This window comes from Nostoc sp., assembly GCF_036917155.1.
Lineage (GTDB): Bacteria > Cyanobacteriota > Cyanobacteriia > Cyanobacteriales > Nostocaceae > Nostoc.
Genome location: NZ_JBALDZ010000231.1, coordinates 1 through 22,520, shown reverse-complemented (window position 1 = coordinate 22,520; position 22,520 = coordinate 1). Strand labels below are relative to the sequence as shown.

At 40.1% G+C, this 22,520-nt stretch carries 22 protein-coding genes and 1 pseudogene; 10 read left to right on the top strand and 13 right to left on the bottom strand.

The window, feature by feature from the left end:
• Positions 1–112: 112 nt before the first annotated feature.
• The 3 genes from V7K67_RS31005 to V7K67_RS30995 all read right to left on the bottom strand — a co-directional run bounded on the left by V7K67_RS31005 (position 113) and on the right by V7K67_RS30995 (position 4,877).
• Entirely contained in the window at positions 113–2,320 is a 2,208-nt protein-coding gene (locus V7K67_RS31005; RefSeq protein ID WP_334731690.1) for a dynamin family protein, read from the bottom strand.
• Between the two features lie 144 nt (positions 2,321–2,464).
• Entirely contained in the window at positions 2,465–4,546 is a 2,082-nt protein-coding gene (locus V7K67_RS31000; protein WP_335169874.1) for a dynamin family protein, read from the bottom strand.
• A 16-nt stretch (positions 4,547–4,562) separates the two neighbouring features.
• Entirely contained in the window at positions 4,563–4,877 is a 315-nt protein-coding gene (locus V7K67_RS30995; protein ID WP_334712031.1) for a DUF3040 domain-containing protein, read from the bottom strand.
• Positions 4,878–5,179: 302 nt separating this feature from the next.
• Between V7K67_RS30995 and V7K67_RS30990 the strand changes: the two genes are divergently transcribed.
• From V7K67_RS30990 to V7K67_RS30970, 5 genes and pseudogenes are all read left to right on the top strand, one after another.
• Positions 5,180–5,764 carry a Uma2 family endonuclease gene (locus V7K67_RS30990; protein WP_335169869.1) on the top strand — a complete coding sequence of 195 codons (585 nt, stop codon included), beginning with the start codon at positions 5,180–5,182 and terminating at the stop codon, positions 5,762–5,764.
• A 227-nt stretch (positions 5,765–5,991) separates the two neighbouring features.
• Positions 5,992–6,576 carry a Uma2 family endonuclease gene (locus V7K67_RS30985; RefSeq protein ID WP_335169867.1) on the top strand — a complete coding sequence of 195 codons (585 nt, stop codon included), beginning with the start codon at positions 5,992–5,994 and terminating at the stop codon, positions 6,574–6,576.
• A gap of 337 nt (positions 6,577–6,913) precedes the next feature.
• Entirely contained in the window at positions 6,914–7,888 is a 975-nt protein-coding gene (locus tag V7K67_RS30980; RefSeq protein ID WP_334731697.1) for a cysteine synthase A, read from the top strand.
• Positions 7,889–7,938: 50 nt separating this feature from the next.
• Positions 7,939–8,124, top strand: a pseudogene (locus tag V7K67_RS30975) ((2Fe-2S) ferredoxin domain-containing protein); the annotation flags it as partial.
• A gap of 42 nt (positions 8,125–8,166) precedes the next feature.
• On the top strand, positions 8,167–9,102 hold the full coding sequence (locus V7K67_RS30970; protein ID WP_334731698.1) for a DUF5331 domain-containing protein: 936 nt from the start codon (positions 8,167–8,169) through the stop codon (positions 9,100–9,102).
• 93 nt (positions 9,103–9,195) lie between these two features.
• On the opposite strand, the gene ygfZ is transcribed toward V7K67_RS30970, so the two are convergent.
• Both ygfZ and V7K67_RS30960 read right to left on the bottom strand, forming a co-directional pair.
• Positions 9,196–10,191, bottom strand: a complete 996-nt coding sequence (ygfZ, locus tag V7K67_RS30965; protein ID WP_335169865.1) for a CAF17-like 4Fe-4S cluster assembly/insertion protein YgfZ — start codon at positions 10,189–10,191, stop codon at positions 9,196–9,198.
• A 103-nt stretch (positions 10,192–10,294) separates the two neighbouring features.
• Positions 10,295–11,125 (bottom strand): RNA ligase family protein, encoded by an 831-nt coding sequence (locus tag V7K67_RS30960; RefSeq protein ID WP_335169863.1) that lies wholly within the window; start codon positions 11,123–11,125, stop codon positions 10,295–10,297.
• Positions 11,126–11,360: 235 nt separating this feature from the next.
• On the opposite strand from V7K67_RS30960, the gene V7K67_RS30955 reads away from it, so the two are divergent.
• Together V7K67_RS30955 and V7K67_RS30950 are read left to right on the top strand one after the other, a co-directional pair.
• The gene (locus V7K67_RS30955) at positions 11,361–11,501 is read left to right on the top strand and encodes a hypothetical protein (RefSeq protein ID WP_334709200.1); all 141 of its coding nucleotides are present in this window, start codon (positions 11,361–11,363) and stop codon (positions 11,499–11,501) included.
• Positions 11,502–11,587: 86 nt separating this feature from the next.
• Positions 11,588–12,100: an anthrone oxygenase family protein gene (locus V7K67_RS30950; protein ID WP_335169861.1), complete on the top strand. Its 513-nt coding sequence runs from the start codon at positions 11,588–11,590 to the stop codon at positions 12,098–12,100.
• 338 nt (positions 12,101–12,438) lie between these two features.
• On the opposite strand, the gene V7K67_RS30945 is transcribed toward V7K67_RS30950, so the two are convergent.
• The 8 genes from V7K67_RS30945 to V7K67_RS30910 form a co-directional block, all read right to left on the bottom strand.
• Positions 12,439–14,121 carry a GUN4 domain-containing protein gene (locus tag V7K67_RS30945; protein ID WP_334731701.1) on the bottom strand — a complete coding sequence of 561 codons (1,683 nt, stop codon included), beginning with the start codon at positions 14,119–14,121 and terminating at the stop codon, positions 12,439–12,441.
• Positions 14,122–14,154: 33 nt separating this feature from the next.
• The gene (locus tag V7K67_RS30940) at positions 14,155–14,688 is read right to left on the bottom strand and encodes a GNAT family N-acetyltransferase (RefSeq protein ID WP_335169859.1); all 534 of its coding nucleotides are present in this window, start codon (positions 14,686–14,688) and stop codon (positions 14,155–14,157) included.
• A gap of 114 nt (positions 14,689–14,802) precedes the next feature.
• Positions 14,803–16,818, bottom strand: coding sequence for an ABC transporter ATP-binding protein/permease (locus V7K67_RS30935; protein ID WP_334731703.1), 2,016 nt, complete (start codon positions 16,816–16,818; stop codon positions 14,803–14,805).
• A gap of 47 nt (positions 16,819–16,865) precedes the next feature.
• Positions 16,866–17,279, bottom strand: coding sequence for a hypothetical protein (locus V7K67_RS30930; protein WP_334731704.1), 414 nt, complete (start codon positions 17,277–17,279; stop codon positions 16,866–16,868).
• Positions 17,280–17,312: 33 nt separating this feature from the next.
• A complete protein-coding gene (locus tag V7K67_RS30925) occupies positions 17,313–17,462 on the bottom strand; it encodes a hypothetical protein (RefSeq protein WP_334731705.1) in 150 nt (49 codons plus the stop codon).
• 373 nt (positions 17,463–17,835) lie between these two features.
• Positions 17,836–18,816 carry an MvdD family ATP-grasp ribosomal peptide maturase gene (locus tag V7K67_RS30920; protein ID WP_335169857.1) on the bottom strand — a complete coding sequence of 327 codons (981 nt, stop codon included), beginning with the start codon at positions 18,814–18,816 and terminating at the stop codon, positions 17,836–17,838.
• Positions 18,817–18,925: 109 nt separating this feature from the next.
• Positions 18,926–19,906, bottom strand: a complete 981-nt coding sequence (locus tag V7K67_RS30915) for an MvdC family ATP-grasp ribosomal peptide maturase (protein ID WP_335169855.1) — start codon at positions 19,904–19,906, stop codon at positions 18,926–18,928.
• Between the two features lie 510 nt (positions 19,907–20,416).
• Entirely contained in the window at positions 20,417–20,566 is a 150-nt protein-coding gene (locus V7K67_RS30910) for a microviridin/marinostatin family tricyclic proteinase inhibitor (RefSeq protein ID WP_334709209.1), read from the bottom strand.
• A 750-nt stretch (positions 20,567–21,316) separates the two neighbouring features.
• On the opposite strand from V7K67_RS30910, the gene V7K67_RS30905 reads away from it, so the two are divergent.
• From V7K67_RS30905 to V7K67_RS30895, 3 genes are all read left to right on the top strand, one after another.
• On the top strand, positions 21,317–21,457 hold the full coding sequence (locus V7K67_RS30905; protein ID WP_334731708.1) for a hypothetical protein: 141 nt from the start codon (positions 21,317–21,319) through the stop codon (positions 21,455–21,457).
• Between the two features lie 410 nt (positions 21,458–21,867).
• Entirely contained in the window at positions 21,868–22,074 is a 207-nt protein-coding gene (locus V7K67_RS30900) for a hypothetical protein (protein WP_334731709.1), read from the top strand.
• A gap of 29 nt (positions 22,075–22,103) precedes the next feature.
• On the top strand, positions 22,104–22,520 hold a 417-nt coding region (locus V7K67_RS30895), incomplete at its 3' end, for an MFS transporter (protein ID WP_335169852.1).

Sequence of the window (22,520 nt, the reverse complement as noted above, 5' to 3'; positions counted from 1 at the left end):
TCATATAATAGTTTCCTAATTCTATATTTACTTCTTAGCTTGGCAGCCAGAAATGAAATTAGGATGAGTCTAAAGATCCCCGACTTCTCAAAAAAGTCGGGGATCTGGTTGTTCATTGCTCACTCAAAATTGTGTAAGCATCATTGACTAAGTGCATTTTCTCTTGAGCTTGTTTTTGCAGTTGCGGCTGATTCACAAATAAATCTGGATGCCATTTTTTTACTAAAGTTCGATAAGCCTGCTTTACCTCAGCCAAAGAAGCATTTGTTTGCAATCCTAAAATGCTGTAGGCGCGAGTAATTTTATCTTTTTCTATCTGGCTTTTGGGTTGGTTGGGTGCTTTATTGCTTTGAGTTGTATTTTGCTGTTTGCCAGTTTGACGCATCTCTGCTTTCATCCGCGCTATTTCCTCATTGAGTTCCCAATCACGAAATTTCGCCTCTACCTCTTCTTTCCGTGGAGAGGGAGAAGCTTTTGGCGGTGGTGAAGAAACAGATTTTACCCTCGTCTCAGTATTCTTAACAGTATTTTCCTGTTGTTGCTTAACACTAATATCTTTTTCAGGGGAAGTTTGAACTCTCTTTGGCTGTGGCGAATATTTTCTCTTAGTGTTGTTGGATTTGGGTATTTCTTTATAAGGTTGATAATTTGAGAGTATTTTTACCTTTTCTAACTCTCGTAGCAAATGATTAAAACCTTTTTGTAATTGCTGCAAATTTTCACGTTTATTAGTAACTTCTAATGGTTCTTGACTAACTTCAAAGCAAATGACTTTATCGACTTTTTGTTCGTATTCATCCAAAATTGATAACCCTTGACTGCTAAAACTAGATAAATAATCTTCAACCGTAGTTATACAAAGTTTAGCAACTTCCTGATGATAAGATTCCTTTGCTAATTGTTCGTCTTGTTTTTGGATATTCTTGTTTAACAAATAAGAAATGCTCCCGACGACAGCAGCACCCACTGGGCCGCCCAACAACCAACCAATACCACCACCAACAGCGATGGAACCAGGTTCACTCAAATCATCAGTATTACTTGGCTTTGGCGGTAGTATTACTTGTGGTTCGCTAGGAAAGGGAATTAATAAATCTTGCGGTCGTTCTTCTTGGAAAAATTCGTAAGCTTGATAAAGCCATTTCACCACAGCTAATTGCAACTCAGTCAGGTCTTTTTTAATAGTATTTGTTTGCCAATTTTTAAAGTTATTCTCTGCCAATGCCACAGCCGCATCAGCTTGATATTTTGTGAGTAGCTTAGGTAATGCTAGCCAATCGCGTAACTCTCCTACGCTAGTAGCAAAACCTTTATAAATTAAGTCGGCTGCTTTTTGTTTAATTTCAATTTTGCTATTTTGTTTATCATCAAAAGATTTGATTTCAATAGCAATCGGGTCAATTTTAGCTTTTAATGAGAGTTGGATTTGAGAAGCGATCGCTTCCACTCTTGGCAAACGCACGCTACCACAATTTGGTTGCAAAATCCTGACAATATTTTGCAAAGCTGTTTCAAAAGCTGCTAAACCGCTACTATTGGCAGCCGCAACATCGCCTTTTAATCTGGCTCTTAAAGCAGGTAAAGCATCAACACGATATAAATTACTAAAACCCGGAGGTAATTCGGCTCGAAAGCTTTCTGCAACAAACAATAGGCGATTTTGAACTTGTTTTTGCTCGTCGGGTTCAAGTAAGTTAAGAAAATTGGCAACAAATATAACTGTTTTAATCCCGCGATCTAATAGCCAATCTCGTAAATTTTCCCGCTCACCCAAAGTCATTAACTTGCGTGCATCTAATAATTGGATAACTAAGTCTGCGCTTAAAAGTTGTTCTCGGACTAAATTATCTTGTTCATCTCGATCATTTGTTCCCGGTAAATCAAGAAATTCCACACCTGTTTCTAAAAAGGGATGGGGACAAAAAACTTCCACAGATGCTACATCTTTTCGCATCTGTCTATTGCCATCAAGAATTGCAAATTGCTGTAAAACTTCTGTGCCATTGCGATAGATTTCTGTACCGTTTACTAACATAATACGACTTCGCACATCAGAGCCATACTTGACAGTAATCGAAGCGCCTGTAGTGGGAATTAAATCAATCGGTAAGGTGCGATTCCCTAGCATGGCATTCAGCAAGGTGGATTTGCCATGATTAAAAGGCCCAAATACTGCAATCCGAAAACTAGGATTAACTAAATGATTGCAGATGGTAGTTATATCTTGATGCAGTTGCGATTTGCGTTCTAAATTCAGTAACGCAGACGCAGATTTGAGAGAATCTGCTAAATCTTTATAACCTTCATACTGTTGCTGCATAGTTCCCCTATCTTCTTCGTTCCCAGCTAGAAGCTGGGAATGCCTACTAGGAGGCTCCGCCTCCCATAATCATAAGAATTTGAGGCGGAGCCTCAATGAATTGCGTTTCCAGCTTGAAGCTGGGAACGAGAGTAATGAGATATATTAGCTATAGTAAGCTAATAGGTTGCTATAGGCTGCCTCGATTTTTTGCAACTGAGCTATTACATCTTCTTGTAAATCTTTTAAACGTTTGAACTCACTCTCACGATTGATTTCGCGGGTTTGTTTCTGCTTGACTAAATTATCTAATTCAGATTTGCGAGATACAATATCATCGTTAATCCGCTTACTCACTTCTCTTTCGTAAGAATCAAAACACTCTTTCACGGCATTGTATACAACCTGACATTGCTCGTGTGCCACTTGTGGTAGGTGTTTAACTAACTCTTTCTTCGCCGTTTTAACTAACTCTCTACGTGCTTGATCTGCTTGTAAAAATCCTACTCCCAAACCTAGCAACGCAAACCCAATAGGGCCAAGAAAAATACCTGTCACTGCGGTAATTATCCCACCTATACCAATTACAGTGAAGTAGTTTAACAAGATATTTTTCCAATCAAATCCAGCCCCCGCCATTGCGAAACCAGCAAGATTTCCTTTAGAGAGTGATAACAATCCCATTGCCCATTTTGCCCAGCCGGGAGAATTATCATCTTCAGTAGTGGTAGTCGTATCTACTTTAACGTTTTGTCCCGTGAGCTTTTCTGTAATTTTGTCTGTAACTTGACTGTAAGACGCACCATATTGTGCAGCACTGCGAGAAAGTTCTCTAAAAGCTGTATTAATATCTTTTTCAGCAGTTAATGTCCAAGCCGCAGATTTGTCGCTGATATATTGCTCAAAGGCTTTTTGCAGTGCGGTGTTAAATGCTTCTCGTTTACCATTACTGAGAAAATCAAACAGATTTAATTCTGGCTGATAGCGTAAGAAGTCGTTTTCAAAGGTGTTACCTAAGTTTAAAACATAGCTGCGAAAAGATTCGGAAATCGTTCTTGCTTGAGTGTCTCTAGTATTGATAATTTCTTTTTGGAATTGATCTCGAATACCTGTGAGTTTGTTAAACTCAGGTTCCACTGAATCAATCCGTTTTTTCAATTCATTTACATCTTGGTCAAGTAATGGTATGCGTCTTGCAACTGCTTCGCGGGTATGATTGCATGCAAGTCTCGCTAAGGTTCTGACTTGACGTAGTTCTGCGATCGCACGTTCTCTGGTAAGAAAAGTATTAAGGGCTTCCATAAACTTCGGAAAGCCAGTCCCCTCTAAATCAGCTTGAGGGTTCTTCAACCGTCGTCTGAGTGCTTGAATTGACGAAAGCTCAAACACACGTTCGTCATAAATATTTTGACCCTCTACAGAACAATATTCTGCTAAATTCGCGTGAAATACTTGTCGTAATCTATTCTCAGATGCTTTGAGTTCTTCGACATCATCAGGATCAATCAATGACTCCCGTACCTGATCCCAAGCATTAACTAAGAAGAAAACCGCCAACCCTCGACCTTTGATATAATTTTCTAGATAGCGACGCTCACCCAAGGTACAAGGTTGAGAAGCTCTCATCACGAACAAAATTGCATGGCAATTATTTACATAACCCAAAGATAATTCGTTTCGCGCTTCTGTATCATTCAATCCTGGGCTATCGACAATTTCGATTCCCTTTTCTAGTAGCGTTAAGGGATACTCCACAACTGCATAATCCACATCTGGAAATGCTTGTTTTTTCTCTTGCTCTAGTTTTTTAGCTTCAGCCGGATCAATGGTATATTTATATTTAAAGTTCTGAAAGTCTAGCTGTTGCGAACTTTTACCATCATTAAAATGAATAGTAACTTTCTTTTCTGGCCCGTAGCGTAAAACTGTTAAAACTGCTGTACAAGGGTTAACATCACTTGGTAATAAGTTTTCACCAATTAAGGCATTGAGAAAAGTGCTTTTTCCCCGTTTCATATCGCCCAAAACTAAAAGGCGAAATACTCCTTGACGGAGGTTTTTGCTAGCTACTGTAATATCTTCAATATCTCGCTCTAAACTAAGTTTTCCTGATGAAGAATCTCCAGCTAACTCGGCTTTACTAATTGTTTCAGCCAGTTTACTCAAACATACAGAAATCTCCGATCGCACTTGAGCAACACGTTCTAAATCTTGGATAAATCTGTCAGTTGCTACCTGATCGCTCATCATAATTACACCTTAATTAAAGATTAGGTTTTTTAGATTCCAAAAATAATTTGTAAGACATCCACCCCAGCGCACCAACAATAATAAACCCAGCCAACACTGAGGCTATTCTCACTGCAACCAGCGCTACTACACCAAGAGCAAACAGTTTTCCACCCAGAATCACTTTTTGCATCCAAGGTTTTTGAGAATTTTCTGGTTGATGTTTCACAGTTTGATGAAAAGCCGCATCAGTAGTATGGAGGTTAGTTTCCATTTCCCGAAGTCGCAATTCAACTTCTCGTTCTCGTAGTAAACGTTCTCGGTGTTCAAGTTCTTTTTCAGATGTCATCGGTATCCACCCCGTCTAAGACAATGAAAAGATGTCAGCATTCACTCATTAGTCATGCAGTATACTAACTTACATAGATATTCGTTAACCCCAGTAAAATCACTACTTTGCTTTTCGTGGTCTGCTAAACTAAACCTGGAAGTTAGCCACGATAAAATGCACTAGTTTTCTGGAAATTTGTAGCAAAAACCACTATTACCGCCATCATCTTTGAATCTCAGCAGCTATTTAGTTAGTGACTTGCGTCAGAATTAAGAAATAAAAGCCAGTCGGGTAGACAGCAAAACCTAGAGGAAATCATCATGCTTTCATCCCCTTTAGTTGTGCAAATTCCTCCCTCAATGCAAATGACAGACGAGCAGTTTTTTGACTTTTGCCAAGTTAATCGTGACTTACGCATTGAGCGGAATCAATTTGGAGAAATATCAATTATGTCCCCTACTGGTTCCGAGACGGGTAATCGTAACTTCAACTTAGCTGGTCAGTTGTATGTTTGGACAGAAAAAGACGGGACAGGTATTTGTTTTGACTCCAGCACAGGATTTAAGCTATCAACGGGTGCAGAGCGTTCTCCAGATGTTTGCTGGATTAAACTGTCACGCTGGAATGCTCTCTCCTCAGAACAACAGCAAAGGTTTGCCCCCATTTGTCCAGATTTTGTAGTTGAACTGCGATCGCCTTCTGATAACCTCAAACCCTTGAAGGAGAAAATGGAGGAATATATGAAAGAGCCAGGAGTGCAGCTAGGATTGTTAATTGATCGCAAGCATCGCCGAGTCTATATTTATCGTCCTGGTGTATTAGAGGAATGTCTGGAAAATCCCGCGACTGTTAGCGGTGAATCGATATTGCCTGGGTTTGTGTTGAATTTGAATAAAGTGTGGTAGAAACAAATGAATATCTAAGTCTTAAATCATTACCCAGATTTCTCACCAGATTTATCAAACCGAAGTGCAGAGGTCGTAGGGGCGGGTTAAGCGAGACATTCATGAATGATGGATCATATCTGTTAACCCGCCCCTACTGCTTGCTGAATTAAACAGCAACAATGATTTGGGAGAGAATAAGAAATAAAAGCCAGTCGGGTAGACAGCAAAACCTAGAGGAAATCATCATGTTTTCATCCCCTTTAGTTGTGCAAATTCCTCCCTCAATGCAAATGACAGATGAGCAGTTTTTTGACTTTTGCCAAGTTAATCGTGACTTACGCATTGAGCGGAATCAATTTGGAGAAATATCAATTATGTCCCCCACTGGTTCAGAAACAGGTAATCGAGATGCGAGAATAACTCAGCAGTTAATGAACTGGGCTGATGAAGACCAAACTGGCATTGCTTTTTCTTCCAGCACAGGGTTTAAGCTATCAACAGGTGCAGAGCGATCGCCAGATGCCTCTTGGATTAAACTGTCACGCTGGAATGCTCTCTCCTCAGAACAACAGCAAAGGTTTGCCCCCATTTGTCCAGATTTTGTAGTTGAACTGCGATCGCCTTCTGATAACCTCAAACCCTTGAAGGAGAAAATGGAGGAATATATGAAAGAGCCAGGAGTGCAGCTAGGATTGTTAATTGATCGCAAGCATCGCCGAGTCTATATTTATCGTCCTGGTGTATTAGAGGAATGTCTGGAAAATCCCGCGACTGTTAGCGGTGAATCGATATTGCCTGGGTTTGTGTTGAATTTGAATAAAGTGTGGTAGAAACAAATGAATATCTAAGTCTTAAATCATTACCCAGATTTCTCACCAGATTTATCAAACCGAAGTGCAGAGGTCGTAGGGGCGGGTTAAGCGAGACATTCATGAATGATGGATCATATCTGTTAACCCGCCCCTACTGAAGAGTGCGATCGCGTTAATCTGAAATTAGTTGGCAATAATACCACATTCATCCACCTCAGAGATTCATTTGTTTGGTAGCGTGGGTTAATAACGTAACGAAACAAATCCATCATTAGGATTTTAGAGAAATTAGATGTCAATCATGCGATCGCTATAAGCCAAAATTTTTATAGATACTCACACAGGTACAGTCAAAATGGATATTAAAAATGGCTTCGTCGGCACTGTTGGCAACACACCTCTGATTCGCTTAAACAGCTTCAGCGAAGAAACAGGGTGTGAAATCCTTGCTAAAGCAGAATTTCTCAATCCTGGCGGTTCCGTCAAAGACCGCGCCGCACTTTACATTATTGAAGATGCAGAAGAGAAAGGTCTACTCAAACCTGGTGGCACCGTTGTCGAAGGAACCGCTGGTAATACTGGCATTGGACTAGCACATATTTGTAACGCTAAAGGCTACAAATGTCTAATTATTATTCCCGATACCCAGTCACAAGAAAAAATAGACGCACTGACAGCACTAGGGGCAGAAGTTCGTCCCGTCCCTGCTGTACCCTACAAAGACCCAAACAACTACGTCAAACTATCTGGCAGAGTCGCTGCTGAGTTAGAAAATGCCATTTGGGCGAATCAGTTTGATAACTTAGCTAACCGCCGGGCCCACTACGAAACCACAGGGCCGGAAATTTGGGCGCAGACAGATGGTAAAATAGATGGGTGGACAGCTGCAACTGGTACAGGTGGTACGTTTGCTGGTGTGTCGTTGTACTTGAAAGAACAAAATCCGGCGGTTAAATGCGTTGTGGCCGATCCGCTGGGTAGTGGACTTTATAGCTATGTCAAAACCGGCGAAATCAAGATAGAAGGAAATTCCATCACCGAAGGCATTGGTAACAGTCGTGTCACAGCCAATATGGAAGGCGCACCTGCTGACGATGCCATTCAAATAGATGACAAAGAAGCTTTGCGGGTAGTTTACCAACTGTTGAGGAAAGATGGGCTGTTAATGGGCGGTTCAACGGGTATTAATGTTGGGGCAGCTGTTGCCTTAGCGAAGCAGTTAGGCCCAGGACATACCATTGTCACCATCTTATGTGATAGTGGTTCCCGGTATCAGTCGCGGATATTTAACCCGGAATGGCTAGCCTCAAAAGGACTTTCAATAGATTAGTTATGGGGCATTGGGCATTGGGCATTGGGATATCCTCCCTCTCTCATCCGGTAATAGCTAGCAGATGTTTGGGACAATGTGGCAATGGGCCGATGGTGCTGGTATTACCCGATATGATCTGGTATAGCGGTATTCAACCAGATGAAGTATCTCTACTGGTAGAACATCATTTGCTAGGTGGTCAAATAGTCAAACAGATGCTCTATTATCGGTTTCATCCCCAAAAATTAAACTAAATATCAATGTCTGCAATCTTGTTGACTGAAGCGAGGCATCTAATGAATATCCAACAGCTGCGTCAATCCTTAAAACAAAAGTGGCTGAGTTACTACGAGCAAAATATTCCCTGGTTGGTCAAAATGCGAATTTGGGGCACTTACGATGGTCTGCGCCGTCCTTTGTCCGGTTTTATTTTGGCAACACTATCTGTTTTGGAACCTCAGTTTGATGAAATACTTTCTTTTATGCTGGATCTGAATAACGATCCAGATAAAATAGTTACCGCTTTAGGTCTTAACTTTAATCCTGACAAAGAGTTACGTTTAATAAAATCAGAGTATTCTATGGCTACAAGCCAAGCTGAAAACGAGTCGCCAGATGAAAAGTATTCTGAGGATAAACATCTGTCATCAGTTGTAACTGCTACCAAGATTGCACCTGATTCTTTTGCTAAGACTCTAGACTCCAAGTCGCCACGCACCGATCAACTTGTGCCATCAGTTACAGCTACAACGGAGGTAGTTCGCACACGCAAACCGGAGTTAGTAGTTGCATTAGCTACTAAAATTGCTCCAGATACTCCGATAAAAACGCCATCCTCCAGTTTTCTAAGCGAATATCAACCACTACGTAGCAGCTTTGCAGCTTATCGTCAGACATCGCCCCTTGAACGCCTCCCTTCAGGAACCTCGCTGACAATGACTGCTGAGGTTAATAGCAAAGCTAAAACTATGCCATCTGTGGCATTAGCTACAGAGGCTAAGAGCAACGCGGCATCTGTCAGAATCCCTGTAGGTGCATTGCTGGCAATTACCACTGAAATTAACAGTAATGGTAAACCAGTGCGATCGCTAGCAATTACTACTGAGGTTAAAAGCAACGGTAAACATCAGAATATTCCACCGCAAGATGTTAAAAGCAAAGTGAATTTACCAACCACTAATGCCCGTAATCTAGCTTCTTGGGTAGATGAATTTTGTCAAGGTACTAGATAGGACGGGAAAGAAGATATTTTGATTTGAACTGGGGATTGGGGACTGGGGATTGGGAAAATAAGTATGTGGATTCAGACCCCAAGAAATTACGAATTATGGATACTCGTGAGAGACAAACGGGATTTCTACTATTTCACCCTCAGTTTCTCCTACTTGGACTTTTAAGCCTACGCCACCAGCTTTAGTGCGAATGTAACCTAGTCCAAAGTAACCATCAGCTGTTTCTGTGTAACTGGTAAGTTTGCCGACCTTTTCATCTCCAACTGCGATCGCACTTCCCACTTCCGCAGGGGCACTGAGATGTATCCCAAAAAGGTGTTGCTTTACACCTTTGTATGTATTTAAGCGAGCAATGGTTTCTTGACCAATATAACAACCTTTATTAAAAGAAATTGTTTGCCACAAACCAACTTCCAGGGGATTGTAATCATCTGTGAGTTCCGAATCTGGGGCTGGGCGTCCTTGTAAGATTCGCAAAGTATCCCAGGCGCGATCGCTCATCTCGACTGCCCCAGCCTCTAACAATTTGTTCCATACCGAAGATTTATCAGTATAGGGGAAAGTCAACGTGTATCCGGGAGCAGCTAACCCGCTACCCACAGCAATCCGCACTCCCTCCGCCGGAGCAATTGTATATACTTTGTGACTACCATAAGGTTGGCCAATGAGTTCGCCAATACCCAGCTTTTCTAAAACAGCGTCGCTTCCTGGGCCAATGAGGCTGAAGGTGTTGGTGTATTGTGTGATATCAGATAATTCCACCTTGTCGGCAAAGAAAATATATTTATCTAGCCATTCCATGAGAAACTGGCGGCGGTTAGGCGAAACTAGCAAGATTACCGCGTCTTCTCTAACGTAGGCGGTTGCTAAATCAATTGTTCTGGCTGTGGAAGTGACAAAAACCGTATCACAACCTTGTCCTGGCTTGAGTATTTGGAAATTATTAGTACTTTGGTTGTGTAAGAAATTGAGGCGAGCTTCGCCAGACACTTTGATGCGTCCCCAGGCGGTGCGATCGCATATTGCAACCCCAACTCTGGCGGCTTCGATAGCTGCTGCGTCTTGATCGTCGATTGTAGATGTTGGCATGGTGATAAAAATTTGCCCTGTTTCAATGTTGTTGCACTGGAAATCTTAGCAAATAAGCGTTTGCGGCTTCAATCACATAGGGGATTACTTAAAGCCAGTTCCCTTATTCCCAATATGTTTTCCAATCATCCTTGAAAGCTTGCTGTAATTTATTCATATAAGCATACGTTTTAATTTTCACCATCCATCCGTTATTACCGTTGCTGCCACCTCCTTTACAGATAACACCTTCAGCTACACCATATTTACCTTCTCGAATATCATCAATAAATTGACCTGTAATTTTACCACGATAAACAACCCGTGGAATGTGTAATTGGCTAAAATATTGAATAAATTGTTCGGGAGTAATAATATATTTATCTATTTGGACATCAAAGAGAATTAGTTGTTTTGGGTCATCTCTTCGATGCATTCCTGCAAAAGAGTTAGTCCCCAGAAACTCTGTAAACACAGTAATTTCAGGGTATTGACAATTAAATTTTTCTTGAAATACTCTTTCTAAAGAGGCGGCAAAATCTCTGTTAAAAATCTCAGGAGCTTCTTCTAAACCTGGATGTGCTTTGTTGAATTGTGCAATCCCCATATCATCCAAATCAAACCGATCTCGACGTGTACCAAAGGCATACCACCCAAGCTCTGATTCCCAAACCCAGTGGAGATTTGTACCATCATATTTCTCGAAAGCTATACAATGCTCCCAAAGGCAATTTTTACTATCTGGGATTTTAGGATAAACAAGTTGTACTCGTGCCATTGGATGAAAAAACTGTAGATCATTTGTATTATAAATGATTACAAAAATGTAGATGGCATCAGGTTTAACACCAACGCCACCAGTGTCAATCCAATAGCCAATATTAGTGGGTTTTTGATCATCTTGGGAGGTTTGATAGTTTGGGCGATCGCCTTGGTTGATCAGTGGGCTGACCAATCAGCGCTCACTTACGAGTCGCATACTATTTTGGCTATTCCTACTTTGGAATGTGCTTAAGGCAGGCACATACTATACTTTCTCGGAGTGGGAGCAAAATTTCACACAGGATTACGGAATTGAGATTACATTGTTTGGAGTCATAATTATCAGAAGAACTTCTTGCTTGATCCACTTTCAGGAAGAAATCTTGAAAACAGCCAAATGATGAAACCTATAAAGGAGATAAATCAACATGAGCGACAATAATAACTCACAACCCACAGAAGATAAACCACAACCTCCGAAGACAATAGGAAAACCAATTAAGACCGAATTCATTAGCCCACGACAACAACCAACAGCAGAGAAACCATCAGATACTAATACTAATTGAGAATAATGAGTCTGGTGAGCAAAAGTTAACAGATGCGATCGCATCGGCTCATCTTCAAATTACTCAAATGGTTGGAGGATAAGGCAATGCTGCAAAATCTGATTACTCAACAACATTATTTCGTGTTGAAGCTTTTCTCAGCACTGGGATGTGGCTTAATAGCCGGAGTCTTCTTCGCCTTTTCATCCTTCGTGATGAGTGCCCTTGCCAGACTCCAACCAGCACAAGGCATTGCTGCCATGCAAGCCATCAATATCACAGTGATCAATCCATTGTTCATGGTAGTGTTCTTGGGAACAACTGCGGCCTGCATCCTTCTGTCTATCTCCTCGCTATTAAAGTGGTATCAACCCGATGCCACCTACTTGCTCCTCGGCAGCTTGCTGTACCTCATTGGTACTTTTGGCGTGACAATCGTTTTCAATGTGCCACTCAACGAAGCGCTGGCGAAAGTCGAGCCGGACACTACCATAGGTGCAAGCCTGTGGTCTAGCTATCTTACCAACTGGACAATCTGGAACCACATTCGGACAGCAACAGCCGTTGCAGCAGCAGCATTACTCACTATTGCGCTCTGTTATCGAGCGACGAAATCGTAATATTTTACCGAAACAGAATTCAGGAGTCAGGAGCCAGAATGGGCTAAACGCCCCGCTATCCATGTACAGAATGAATTTTGTGCGACTGGTGGATAGCGCAGCGTTAGCGAGTCTGTGATAGCGAGTATTCGAGCGTCGCATTTTCCCAAAAGTAAAATTTCTATTTCTATATCAGAATGCTTACTATTACAGCGCTTCCCGCTATTATGCAATACAGTTTTTATCCTTGCCCCCTCCGAGCATAGCTTTCAGTTTTGAGGATGTACCTCATAGCTGCCGGAAGTGCTGTATCCATATTTATCCTCAAAGTTAGCTTTATCTCTAATTTCTGCTATAAATTATAGGAAAGTTTCGTTACAAGTTTTTGTACGAGAAAAGAATAAGTGCATTTGCCAAACCAACCAAGACTTTACCCGCCAAGCTCCCATTGAAAGGTGTTCTGTAGATGATTTTGAGGATAATTCCAAGCTATCTTGGTCATAGTGTAACCATTTGGCTGGTAAGTGTCCCATTGGTGTCATCGGGGACAATTTAAAAGTTAGTTGCTCATAATCTAACCAGTTTCCCTCTTTCCGCCAACCAAGGCGATCGCCAAGTCTCTTTTCTGTTTCATAATCTACTTGTCCACCCATTTCGCTCCAAATAGTTTGCTGAATACTGAAGCCAAAATAGCCATAACTATATTCTTCCCAAAGTTGATCGATGGTGTGGATATCTTGACAAGAAAAGTTCTCAATATCTTCCTTATAAACTTCATTCCAATAATTTTTATTCATGACTTTTAGCATTAATTTAGTGGTTTCAATATCAGCTTCTTTCCATTTATGCTGTGCGAGGAGATCCTGCAATTGGGTATAATCAATATTGTGATTGTCGAGAAATTCTTTTGTTAAAATAACATTGCGATTACTCAATCCCATCAATCCTGTTTCTTCAACAGCAGATAGAGGTGTTGTAGAGACAAAATTTACTCCTGCTATGCCTAGCACTTTCCTTTGATCGGTGAGTTCCTTGGATATATAGTTAGATATTAAATCAATACCCTTATCTAAAAATACGCCATTTCTGCTCAAATCAAAATTATGGATTTGCCAATCTAATAATTGAGATTGAATAAAAGCATCCTTTAATCTGGCTTTTTTCTCATAGCTTGTCACCATAAAATCGAGAAAAGTTTCAGAAATTGCCTCGTTATCTTCAAGATTAAATAAATTGGACTGATACTTTAAAACATTATCCCCTAGATTTTTAATATCTGCGACAGTTGCATAAAAATATTCATCTACTTTTATAACTTCATCTATTAAAGATTGAAAGGGACTAAAGTAATCTTGTAAAGAATTTTCAAAATTGATTGCGGTGTGGGCAATTTTTGCTATTTCTTGACGAATCTTATAGGCTTTTCTTTGATATTCGTAAATCTCTTGATAAACTTCTAAATCTTTAACTATTTGCTGAACAATTTCTTTTTGATTTTTGGTATCTTCTGCAAGTTTTTTAAGTCCTTCACCAATCAAATTTATTTTCTCTAACATTAAGAAATAAGCATTGCTCAACAATAAAACTGCTTTAAAGTTTTCTTGCTTCTCCCATTTTAGTTCATCAAGTATTTTGGGAATTTTATGATTTTTTAGCTCTAATTTTATTCTTTCATCCTCTAAACTTTTTATTTCCAAATATTTTTCTTTAAATAACTTTTTTAATTCGTCTGCAAGGCTTAATAGGAAATCATGATAACTATCCTTATAACTTTCTAGAAAATCAATAATATGACTGTAGTCTTTAATAAATAATTGGACTTCCTTAAAAACTTCTCCCTGGCTAATTTCTTCTTTTCGCTTAATTATGCCCCCAAGCTGATGATGATATCTAACACCTTCCTTAATTAATTTTTGACGTTCTCTAATGTTTTGTTGAATTTTTTTTACAGCCTTACTTTTTAGAACAGGTAATTGATAGGTTCGTTCGTAAATTGAAATAGCTTCATAAGTAATTAGTTGTCTTTGTTGTTTAGTTAGCATAATTCTGATTTGCAAAAGTGTGAGCAGACACAATTAACCTATGATTTCTGTTTTGCATAATTCCCATATCAATACCTTACCTCGTGTTTCTATTAGCCGCATTCCGATTTTTTCTAACACCCGCTTTGAACCTATATTATCTGCATTACATCCAGCTGTAACTTTTTTCATACCTGGTTGATAAAGTGTCCAATCTGCCATTGCTTTTGCAGCTTCAGATGCGTAGCCCTGTCGTCGATATGATGGCACTACCTGATAGCCAAGTTCCACTGAATCTGTGGGTGAACCTGTGGCATCTGGAATAATTTTAATCATCACGTGACCAATGAGTTTGTTCTCTGCTTTATGAATGATTAAACTTCCCCATCCCCATTGACTTTGTAAGGCATATTTGCTCAGAATATCCGCAATTCCTGGCAAGATTTGAATAAACTCCTCATCGGGCCAGTTGGGCAAAACTGTAACCGCTAGAAATCTTGCTAATTCTGAATTACCAAGGATTGCTGCTTTTACTATTTCTAGCTTCAAGGGTACTAAATACAATCGTTTAGTAACAATATTTTCCATAGCTATGTACTTTAAAAACTGGAACTATTTATAACCTACTGCATCATTACTTGAGCTTTTTATATTTTCTAAATATCCTCTAGAAGACAGGATTTTAAAACCTATGATTAGCTGCTAAATTCTCACCCATTTCAATACCTCCGGGTCTTTGTCATAGTGGTATGTCAAACCATTTTTAGTAGTTATAGACTTACCTTCGCTAGCCTTGTTTCTGATAGTGCTAAGGGAATAGTTAGTTAATGTGTTCATTTCCTGATGAGAGAGATTTGCCAATGTGCCTATTTCTGGTTTTATTCGGGATTGATTATTGGATAAATTATCTATTTTCATTTGACAATGACCATTGCTAGATGAATTAGTAGCAGTTGCTTTTTGAAGTTGATAATCCTGCACGGTCACAAGTTGCCAACTAGAATCTTGTGAGAGTTCCAAAACCCATTGATGATAATTAAACAGACTTTCTCGATGTCCAACACTGATGAAAGTTGTTTTACTTTTTTGTAAATTTTGATATAAATTTTCTTCGTTATTTAAATCCAAAGCACTTGTTGCTTCGTCTAATATCGTGAAGCTAGGACGAGTAACTAATAATCGTGCGAAGGCAAGGCGTTGTTGTTCTCCTAATGATAATATGTTCTCCCAAGGGAGTTCTGCATCAAAGCCACCAACTTTTGTTACCACATTTTCAAGGTTAACTTGTTGCAAAACTCCTTTGAGTTCTGTATCACTCATTTGATGATTTGTATGAGGATAGAGTAACTGTTCGCGCAAAGTTCCCAAAATTATATAAGGACGTTGGGGCAAAAACAACACATCTTCTAAAGGAGGTCGCAACAGACGGCCACTTCCCGCATTCCACAAACCTGCGATCGCTCTCAATAGAGAACTTTTACCTCGACCACTCGGCCCTACAATCAATAAACCTTCTCCCGGCTGAACAGATAGTGACAAATCTTCGACGATTACCTGTTCATAGTTTGGTGTTTGTAAGGTGACATGCTCAAAAGCTAGACGATTTTCTTCGATTGTTTTAATCGTGCTGACTTTCTCTGGTTGTTTCGTAACAGCCTCCAACGCATCTGACAACTGAGATAAGCGTTCAACATAACTAGAAAATCTTCCAGAAGCTCCAAATTCACTGATTAATTGTCCTAAGGCACTAGAAAACATGAAACAAGCTAAACTAATTTGGTTAATTTCTCCAAAATCGATTTGATCTTGAATAAATAGAGGTGTAAGTACAAACATCGAAAATACAGTAATAGCAGACTGATATGCTCTGTTAAAAATATCCTGATTTATCTCCCAGTTCAGCCTACGCTCTGCATTTTTCTCGATATTACTAAATCTGCGTTGAATTATATTTTCTTCTTGGTTTTCTCCCTGAAAAAAAGCTATTGATTCCGCATGATTCCGAACATGAGTTAAGGCATATCTGTAGTCAGCTTTAACTGCAAGTTCCTCTTGATTAATCTTATTTGCTTGTTGATTTAAGTAAACAGCAATTAAATTACCTGCGATTGTATAAACAACTAAAATAAGTGCAATCTGTTGCGAAATTGTCCAAATAATTACTAAAAAACTTGTGATTTGCAGGATTTTCTCTAGGAAAGTAGCTGAGAAATTGAGAGCATTACTGGTGATGGGTTCGATTTCTTGGGATAGACGTTGATCTGGATTATCAATATCGGATTTAAAATTGATTTTATAATAAGCCCGATTCCGAAAATACTTTTCTAAAGTGTGATTGTTTAGCCATTTGTACCAATCAAGAGCAATTTTTTTTCTGACAAATTTAGAAGATGCTATCAAAAGTGTTTCCACAACAATTACAAGTATGGAAATCCATAACGTACCAAGATACTTAGAAATATCTTTCTCTTCAATAACTATATTTAGTACGTAGCGATTTAAGAAACTGCCTGAAGCCGTTACGCCCACAAGGGCAATTATTAATAAGATTAGAATAATGAGCATTCCCCAGGCGCGAATCACGTCTGAAAATGCTCTACCTTCTGGCTCTGTTGGATACCAGTATGACCCAGCGATCGCTCTGACATCCCGCCAAAATTGGGTAAAAGCCACAAGAGGATTAGTTGAGGGTTGATTGCGAAAAACTTGAGCCTGCATGTTCTAAAAATATAGTGGTTCTGATGGGAGTTAAATAATTGCTTAATTTAATACCATTGAAATTGAATAATCACCGCGACTATTTCAATTGTTTTTAGAGTCTTAACCTCTTCATAATAAGTAATGGTTTCGGGGCAAAGTTGATTTTTCAGTTTGAGTTTTAGATCCTCTGTAATGGGTAAATCTTTGATTTCTTTGAGGAGAAATTTCACCGATTCGGTTTTGCTACGTTCTGCATAGATGGCCTGAAGAATAGCTTCAATTCCATATCCCGCGATCATATCCCCCACAACGGTTATCAGACCGAGTAAAGCTATACTTCCTAAAATGCCAAAGGGCCCTCCTAACATTGTGAGAGTAGCTGCAACGGCGGCGGAACTACCCCCTGATGCAGCTGTTAGAACTACCAGAATTATGCCAGGAAGACCTAGACCAGCCAGTTTTTTCACAATTTCGTCCATTGTAATTACCTCAAATTCTGACACTTTTGATTTCTACAAGCCGCACACTCGTGACTTCACATCATAGTTAGGCGTTCCATATTCTGTTAAAATTAGCATATAGCGAAAACCAATTCTTACTGAACCACGAAAACTAAAGATATTGGGTTCTACTGGGAAATAGATATTTTTATTTCGTTCCATAAATAAATTAGGACTAGCCCTTTCAAGGTGAGTAAAAATTTTGCTCAAAAAATTCCTCTTTAATCTCTTAACTCTGTGTTCTCTGCGTCTGGAGTGGTGAAATAAATTACTTTTAAACCGCAGAGGTAAAGAGTTGTCAGTGCGCCCTTGCGGTTCCCCTTGGGAGAAGCAACTGGCGCGGCGCAGAGAGAAAAACAGAGATTTTACGAGTCACCTTGAAAGGGCTAGTCCTATAAATTTAGGGGCTTCTCTACGAGACGCTATGCGAACAAACCATTTTTCTTTTTCTTTATTTTGCCTTTTAACTTTTTACTTTTGCCTTGTTCGGTGAGAGATCGGAAGATAGACAATAATTTTATCGGTGCCCCATGCGCTAATTTTTATTAGTCAGTAGAATTTCAGCGATCGCACCAGAAATCGGGTAGTGTGGTGAATATATCTCCATCCAGAAAAACTCCCCAACTGGGTTAACCTCAAGGAATACATGCCGACCATCAGGTGTAACGATAATATCAATGGCTCCATAGTTTAAGCCAAAATAAGCCATCAGTTGGAGAAGCTTTTTCTCAACATCTTCCGGCAAATTGTAGGGTTTCCAATTCTTACTTAAGGCTTTCCCTTCTTTGCGCCAATCGTAAGTAGATCCATCCAAACTCTGGGAGTTCACAGCCGCAGTAAATAGGCGGTGTCCGACAATAGTTGTCCGCAACTCTAGCGCCTTCGGCACGTTTTCCTGAAACGTCATCGGACAAAAACGCAATCCGTCAAGATGTTCCAGATCCTCATCTTTAATGGGACTGGTGAACACAACGTTTTCTCGTCCCCGATCGTCATAGATAGCAAAGGAAGAAAGCATTTTTGTAACTATACCTTGCTCTTGACACTCTTGAGCAAATTGCTTCACTGCCTCTGGATTGTTTGAAGTCAGGGTGCGCGGAGTCACAAGTCCAATCTCTCGCGCGACTTGTAACTGTAGTTGTTTATTATTGGTTATATCGACATTTGACATTTTGTCGAAGTGGAATGCTTTCAGACTGGCAATCATCCCTCTAACAGTGCGGCGACTTTCTTCAACTGAAGCGTCTCTAAATTGCTTGTCCATCGTTTCAGGAATTTTTGCTCCATAGCGCATCCGCCGATACCAAACTGAGGACACTTCACTCAAATCTAGCTTCTGTTCGCCATCAGTAATAATTACTCGTTCAGAATCACCTTGATAAATATCCAACTTCACTTCAGTGGGATATCTGTCTGTGTCAAAACGAAATGCTTTCTCTCCTTGAGTCTCAATTGCTTTGATTACTAGAGGAATGCTTTCGTTATCGTTACTAAAAGTAATGATTAATACTGTCATTCGATTTTAGATTTTAGATTTTAGGAAAGTGCGTTAGGCGATCGTGTCATATTTTTCGTGACAAATCATATCAAGATATACGCCTAAAATACACTAAATTAACTGCTTTCTAGGGAATAAGAGCATCTGCGATCGCACTTGCAATCGGCAAATCTAAATCTTTCTCTAACATTCCCCATTCTCCTATGGGGTTAACTTCCAAAAATACATATTCTCCTGATGGTGTGAGAATAAAATCTAACGCTCCAAACAACAACCCAAATTTACCCATAAAGGCTTGGAGACGACAAACTACTTCATCAGGAAGTTCGTGATGTTGCCATGCACCAACCTCAACACCAGGTTTACGCCAATCAACTTTGGCTGCTGCATAAACAGACGCTTCTAACGCCCCAACAAATACATGGCCATTCACATACACCACTCGCAATTCCTGCTGCTTAGGGATTTGCTCTTGAAAAACCATTGGGCAATAGCGCAGTGATTCAGCATCTTCTAAGTCTTCTTCTTTGACAGCGCTGGTGTACAGAAAGAATGAGGAGTTAGCTTCCATACTACGGGAAATAGCAGTTAATAACTTGCTCACCATTTTTCCGTTGACTTGGTGAAAAAACTCCCTTGCTGATTCAGCTTTGTTGGTGATCACAGTCTGGGGGATGACAAAGCCCACTTCAGATGCAACTCGCAGTTGACGCAGCTTGTTATGTGCAGCATTTATCCGCTCCAGATCGTCTACCCACCTAGCTCCTTTGAGGCTATCCCAAAAACCATCTAAGGTTGCTTGTGATTCTCTAATGCAGGCTTCTCGGTACTTTGGAGCCAATTCTTTACTCAATTCTGGCTCCCATATCCGCCGCATCCAAACAGCTTGCACCTGCTCTGTGCTGATAGAGTGCGTGCCATATTTCAGCCTGTGGTAGCTTTTGGATTGGTCAAAGTGTGCTGTTAATTGCACTTCTAAGGGAAACTTATCGGTGTCGAGGCGGAATGGTTGTACCCCTTTTTTTGATAAGGCTTCTGCCACTCTATCTATTGTGAAGAAATCACCACTATGGGTGATTAATAATACAACATCACGCGACAGGTGCATAAAATTTTCTGGTTTTAATTTATAGGAGGTAGATATTAATAACTACGTGAACTACCTACACCGATTTGGAGTACCAAATACGGTATAGGCTTCTGGTACATTTCGCAATGCTGCCAGAACTTCCTTACCCGCATTTCTCACTCTTCAGTAGGGGCGGGTTAACAGATATGATCCATCATTCATGAATGTCTCGCTTAACCCGCCCCTACAACCTCTGCACTTCGGTTTGATAAATCTGGTGAGAAATCCGGGCTTAGAGGTACTATTAGTAATAGAGTTACCCACTAGGTAGGGTCGAGGTGTACAGTTATGGTGCGGGGCTTACGGCGAGAAAGCTAAAAAAGTTGTTTTCTATATCCCCGACTTCTTAGAGAAGTTGGGGATCTAAAACTAGAGGCGATCGCTACAATATCTTGGATACTTTAATATGAAAGCAATTAAGCTCCAATGAGCAGTAATCAGTTATTTAATAACTACGACTACTTTAATTTCAGATGAAGCTTACTATATTTAGCGTTCTTCCCAATCTGAAGGATACTTTAAAGTATAGATTGGTGGGGGAGTCTCATTTGGTGGCTGCGGAGGTTCTTCTTGCACCAAGAAGCGGGCAAAGAATGGTAATGCTTGGATATCCAATGCTTTTAGTACGTTGGTAGACATGATATTCCCTCCACGGAAACTTGCTTTAACAATTTAATATGTATCACTAATTTCATAGTACCCGTTCACGGGGTTCGCAAAAGTTACCGTAGAAAATATATATTGATGGTAGAGTGAGAGGCATAGATGTCTTGTGCCTGATTTACGGGATTGAAATCCCGAACTCCGACTGGGAAAAAACTCCCGCCAGTGTCAAAGAACTGGTGGAGCAACTAGGGCAGCTAATAAAGCAATCAGAAAATTATGATCCACGGGCTGGAATTAGAGTTCCATCCCAACACAAGCTGAAAATTCATCTTACTTTTTGAGAATACTCACAATTCCGTGTAATACATGGCAATTCAAGCTGATTCCATGTATTGCTTGGTAGCTCATTGTGTCTAAAAATCTGATTCCCCCACTTCTACTAAGTGGTTCTCGAACAGGGAGGGGTCGAATCCCTTTTCTGTTCTATCCCCCCTGCTCCCTGCTCCCTGCCCCCCGCCTCCTTCACTTGGAAGTTCCTAGAGTCCTACATCTGTAACCCCCTACCCTTGTTTTTTATCTTCATCTATGCAAATCTTATAGTCAATACTACATTAAGCCTATTGACTTATAGTAGTATGCAATCACCGCGTTGGTCAATTTCACATCCAACTAGAAGGATCAAAAGTAACTCAAGCCTTGAAATATTTACCCAAATCAGAGTTTGAAGTGGAGGTTTATTGATGCAAGGGCAAGAATTGCTGCAAAGTTTATGGCTGGCTACTGGTGAAACTTAATGATGTAGACTTCATTGTTTCTTTAGCTCAAACCGTTGCTCTAGCAGGAATAACACCGCAATCTATGGGACAGGAGACAGCTAAAGATAAAAAATATGCTTTGGCATTAGTTACATTACAGGGTCGATAAAATGAGCCAAAAATTCAGAAGCTAAATAAGTTACTTAACGATCCACAAGTTAGAGATTTTATTAACAAGCAGTATCAGGGACGAATAGTACCTGTATTTTAAAGATGGTGAAAGAATGAAGAAAAATTCAGAATTCAGGAGTCAGAATCAAGACGCTCTCTACGAGATGCTACGCGTAGCTTGCTTCTCTGTAAGGGTACGCCGACTCGCTATCAGTCGGGGATACCCTGCGGGAAGTAAGCTAACCAAATTCTCAATTTGGTATGAGTGCAAAACGCCGATTATTCATTCTGAACTCTGGCTCCTGACTCCTGAATTCTGTTGGATGAAAAATGACAATTTTGTTACTTCATCTTTCCAAATTTAGGAGTTACGAAACTTAAACTTGAGCATTACTGGAGAGTAAAATCATGTTTTTTGGACAAATAGAAAAAGAATTGCTTTGTGGAGAAATTTGGTCAATTTGGCAAACAACGAAATTACCAGATCATCTACAGTTATTAGCGGATCAAGAACTAGGAAAACGCGATATTTGGGAATTACAGACCCAAAAACCTAAGAAAAAGCCTATTCATCCAAATCTTGATGATGATTCTAGTCATTCAACAAGTATTTAAGCTACTATTCAATATTTTGGTGCATCATAATGAGTTCTAAAGAGCATACTGCTCTAACCACTGATAGCAATTCGCTGACGCAGCGGAGTACTGTTTTAACTTTAGCGATCGCTTGTGGTTTAGCAGTGGCCAATGTCTATTATAATCAGCCGCTACTAGCTGATATGGGACGTAGCTTGAATATCTCTGTCCAACAAGTGGGATTTATTCCCACTCTTACCCAAACTGGCTATGCAGTCGGACTACTGTTATTAGTTCCTTTGGGCGATCGCATGGAACGCCGTTGGTTAATTGTTACTATGCTAGGTTTGCTGGCTGGTATCTTAGTCGTGGAAGCTACAGCACCTAATATCAGTAGACCGAAAACTTTTGCGATGCCTGCGGTGGGCGTAGCCATCGCGCACAGAAAGATACCTATAAAATTGATCATTGCCAAAAAAACCGTA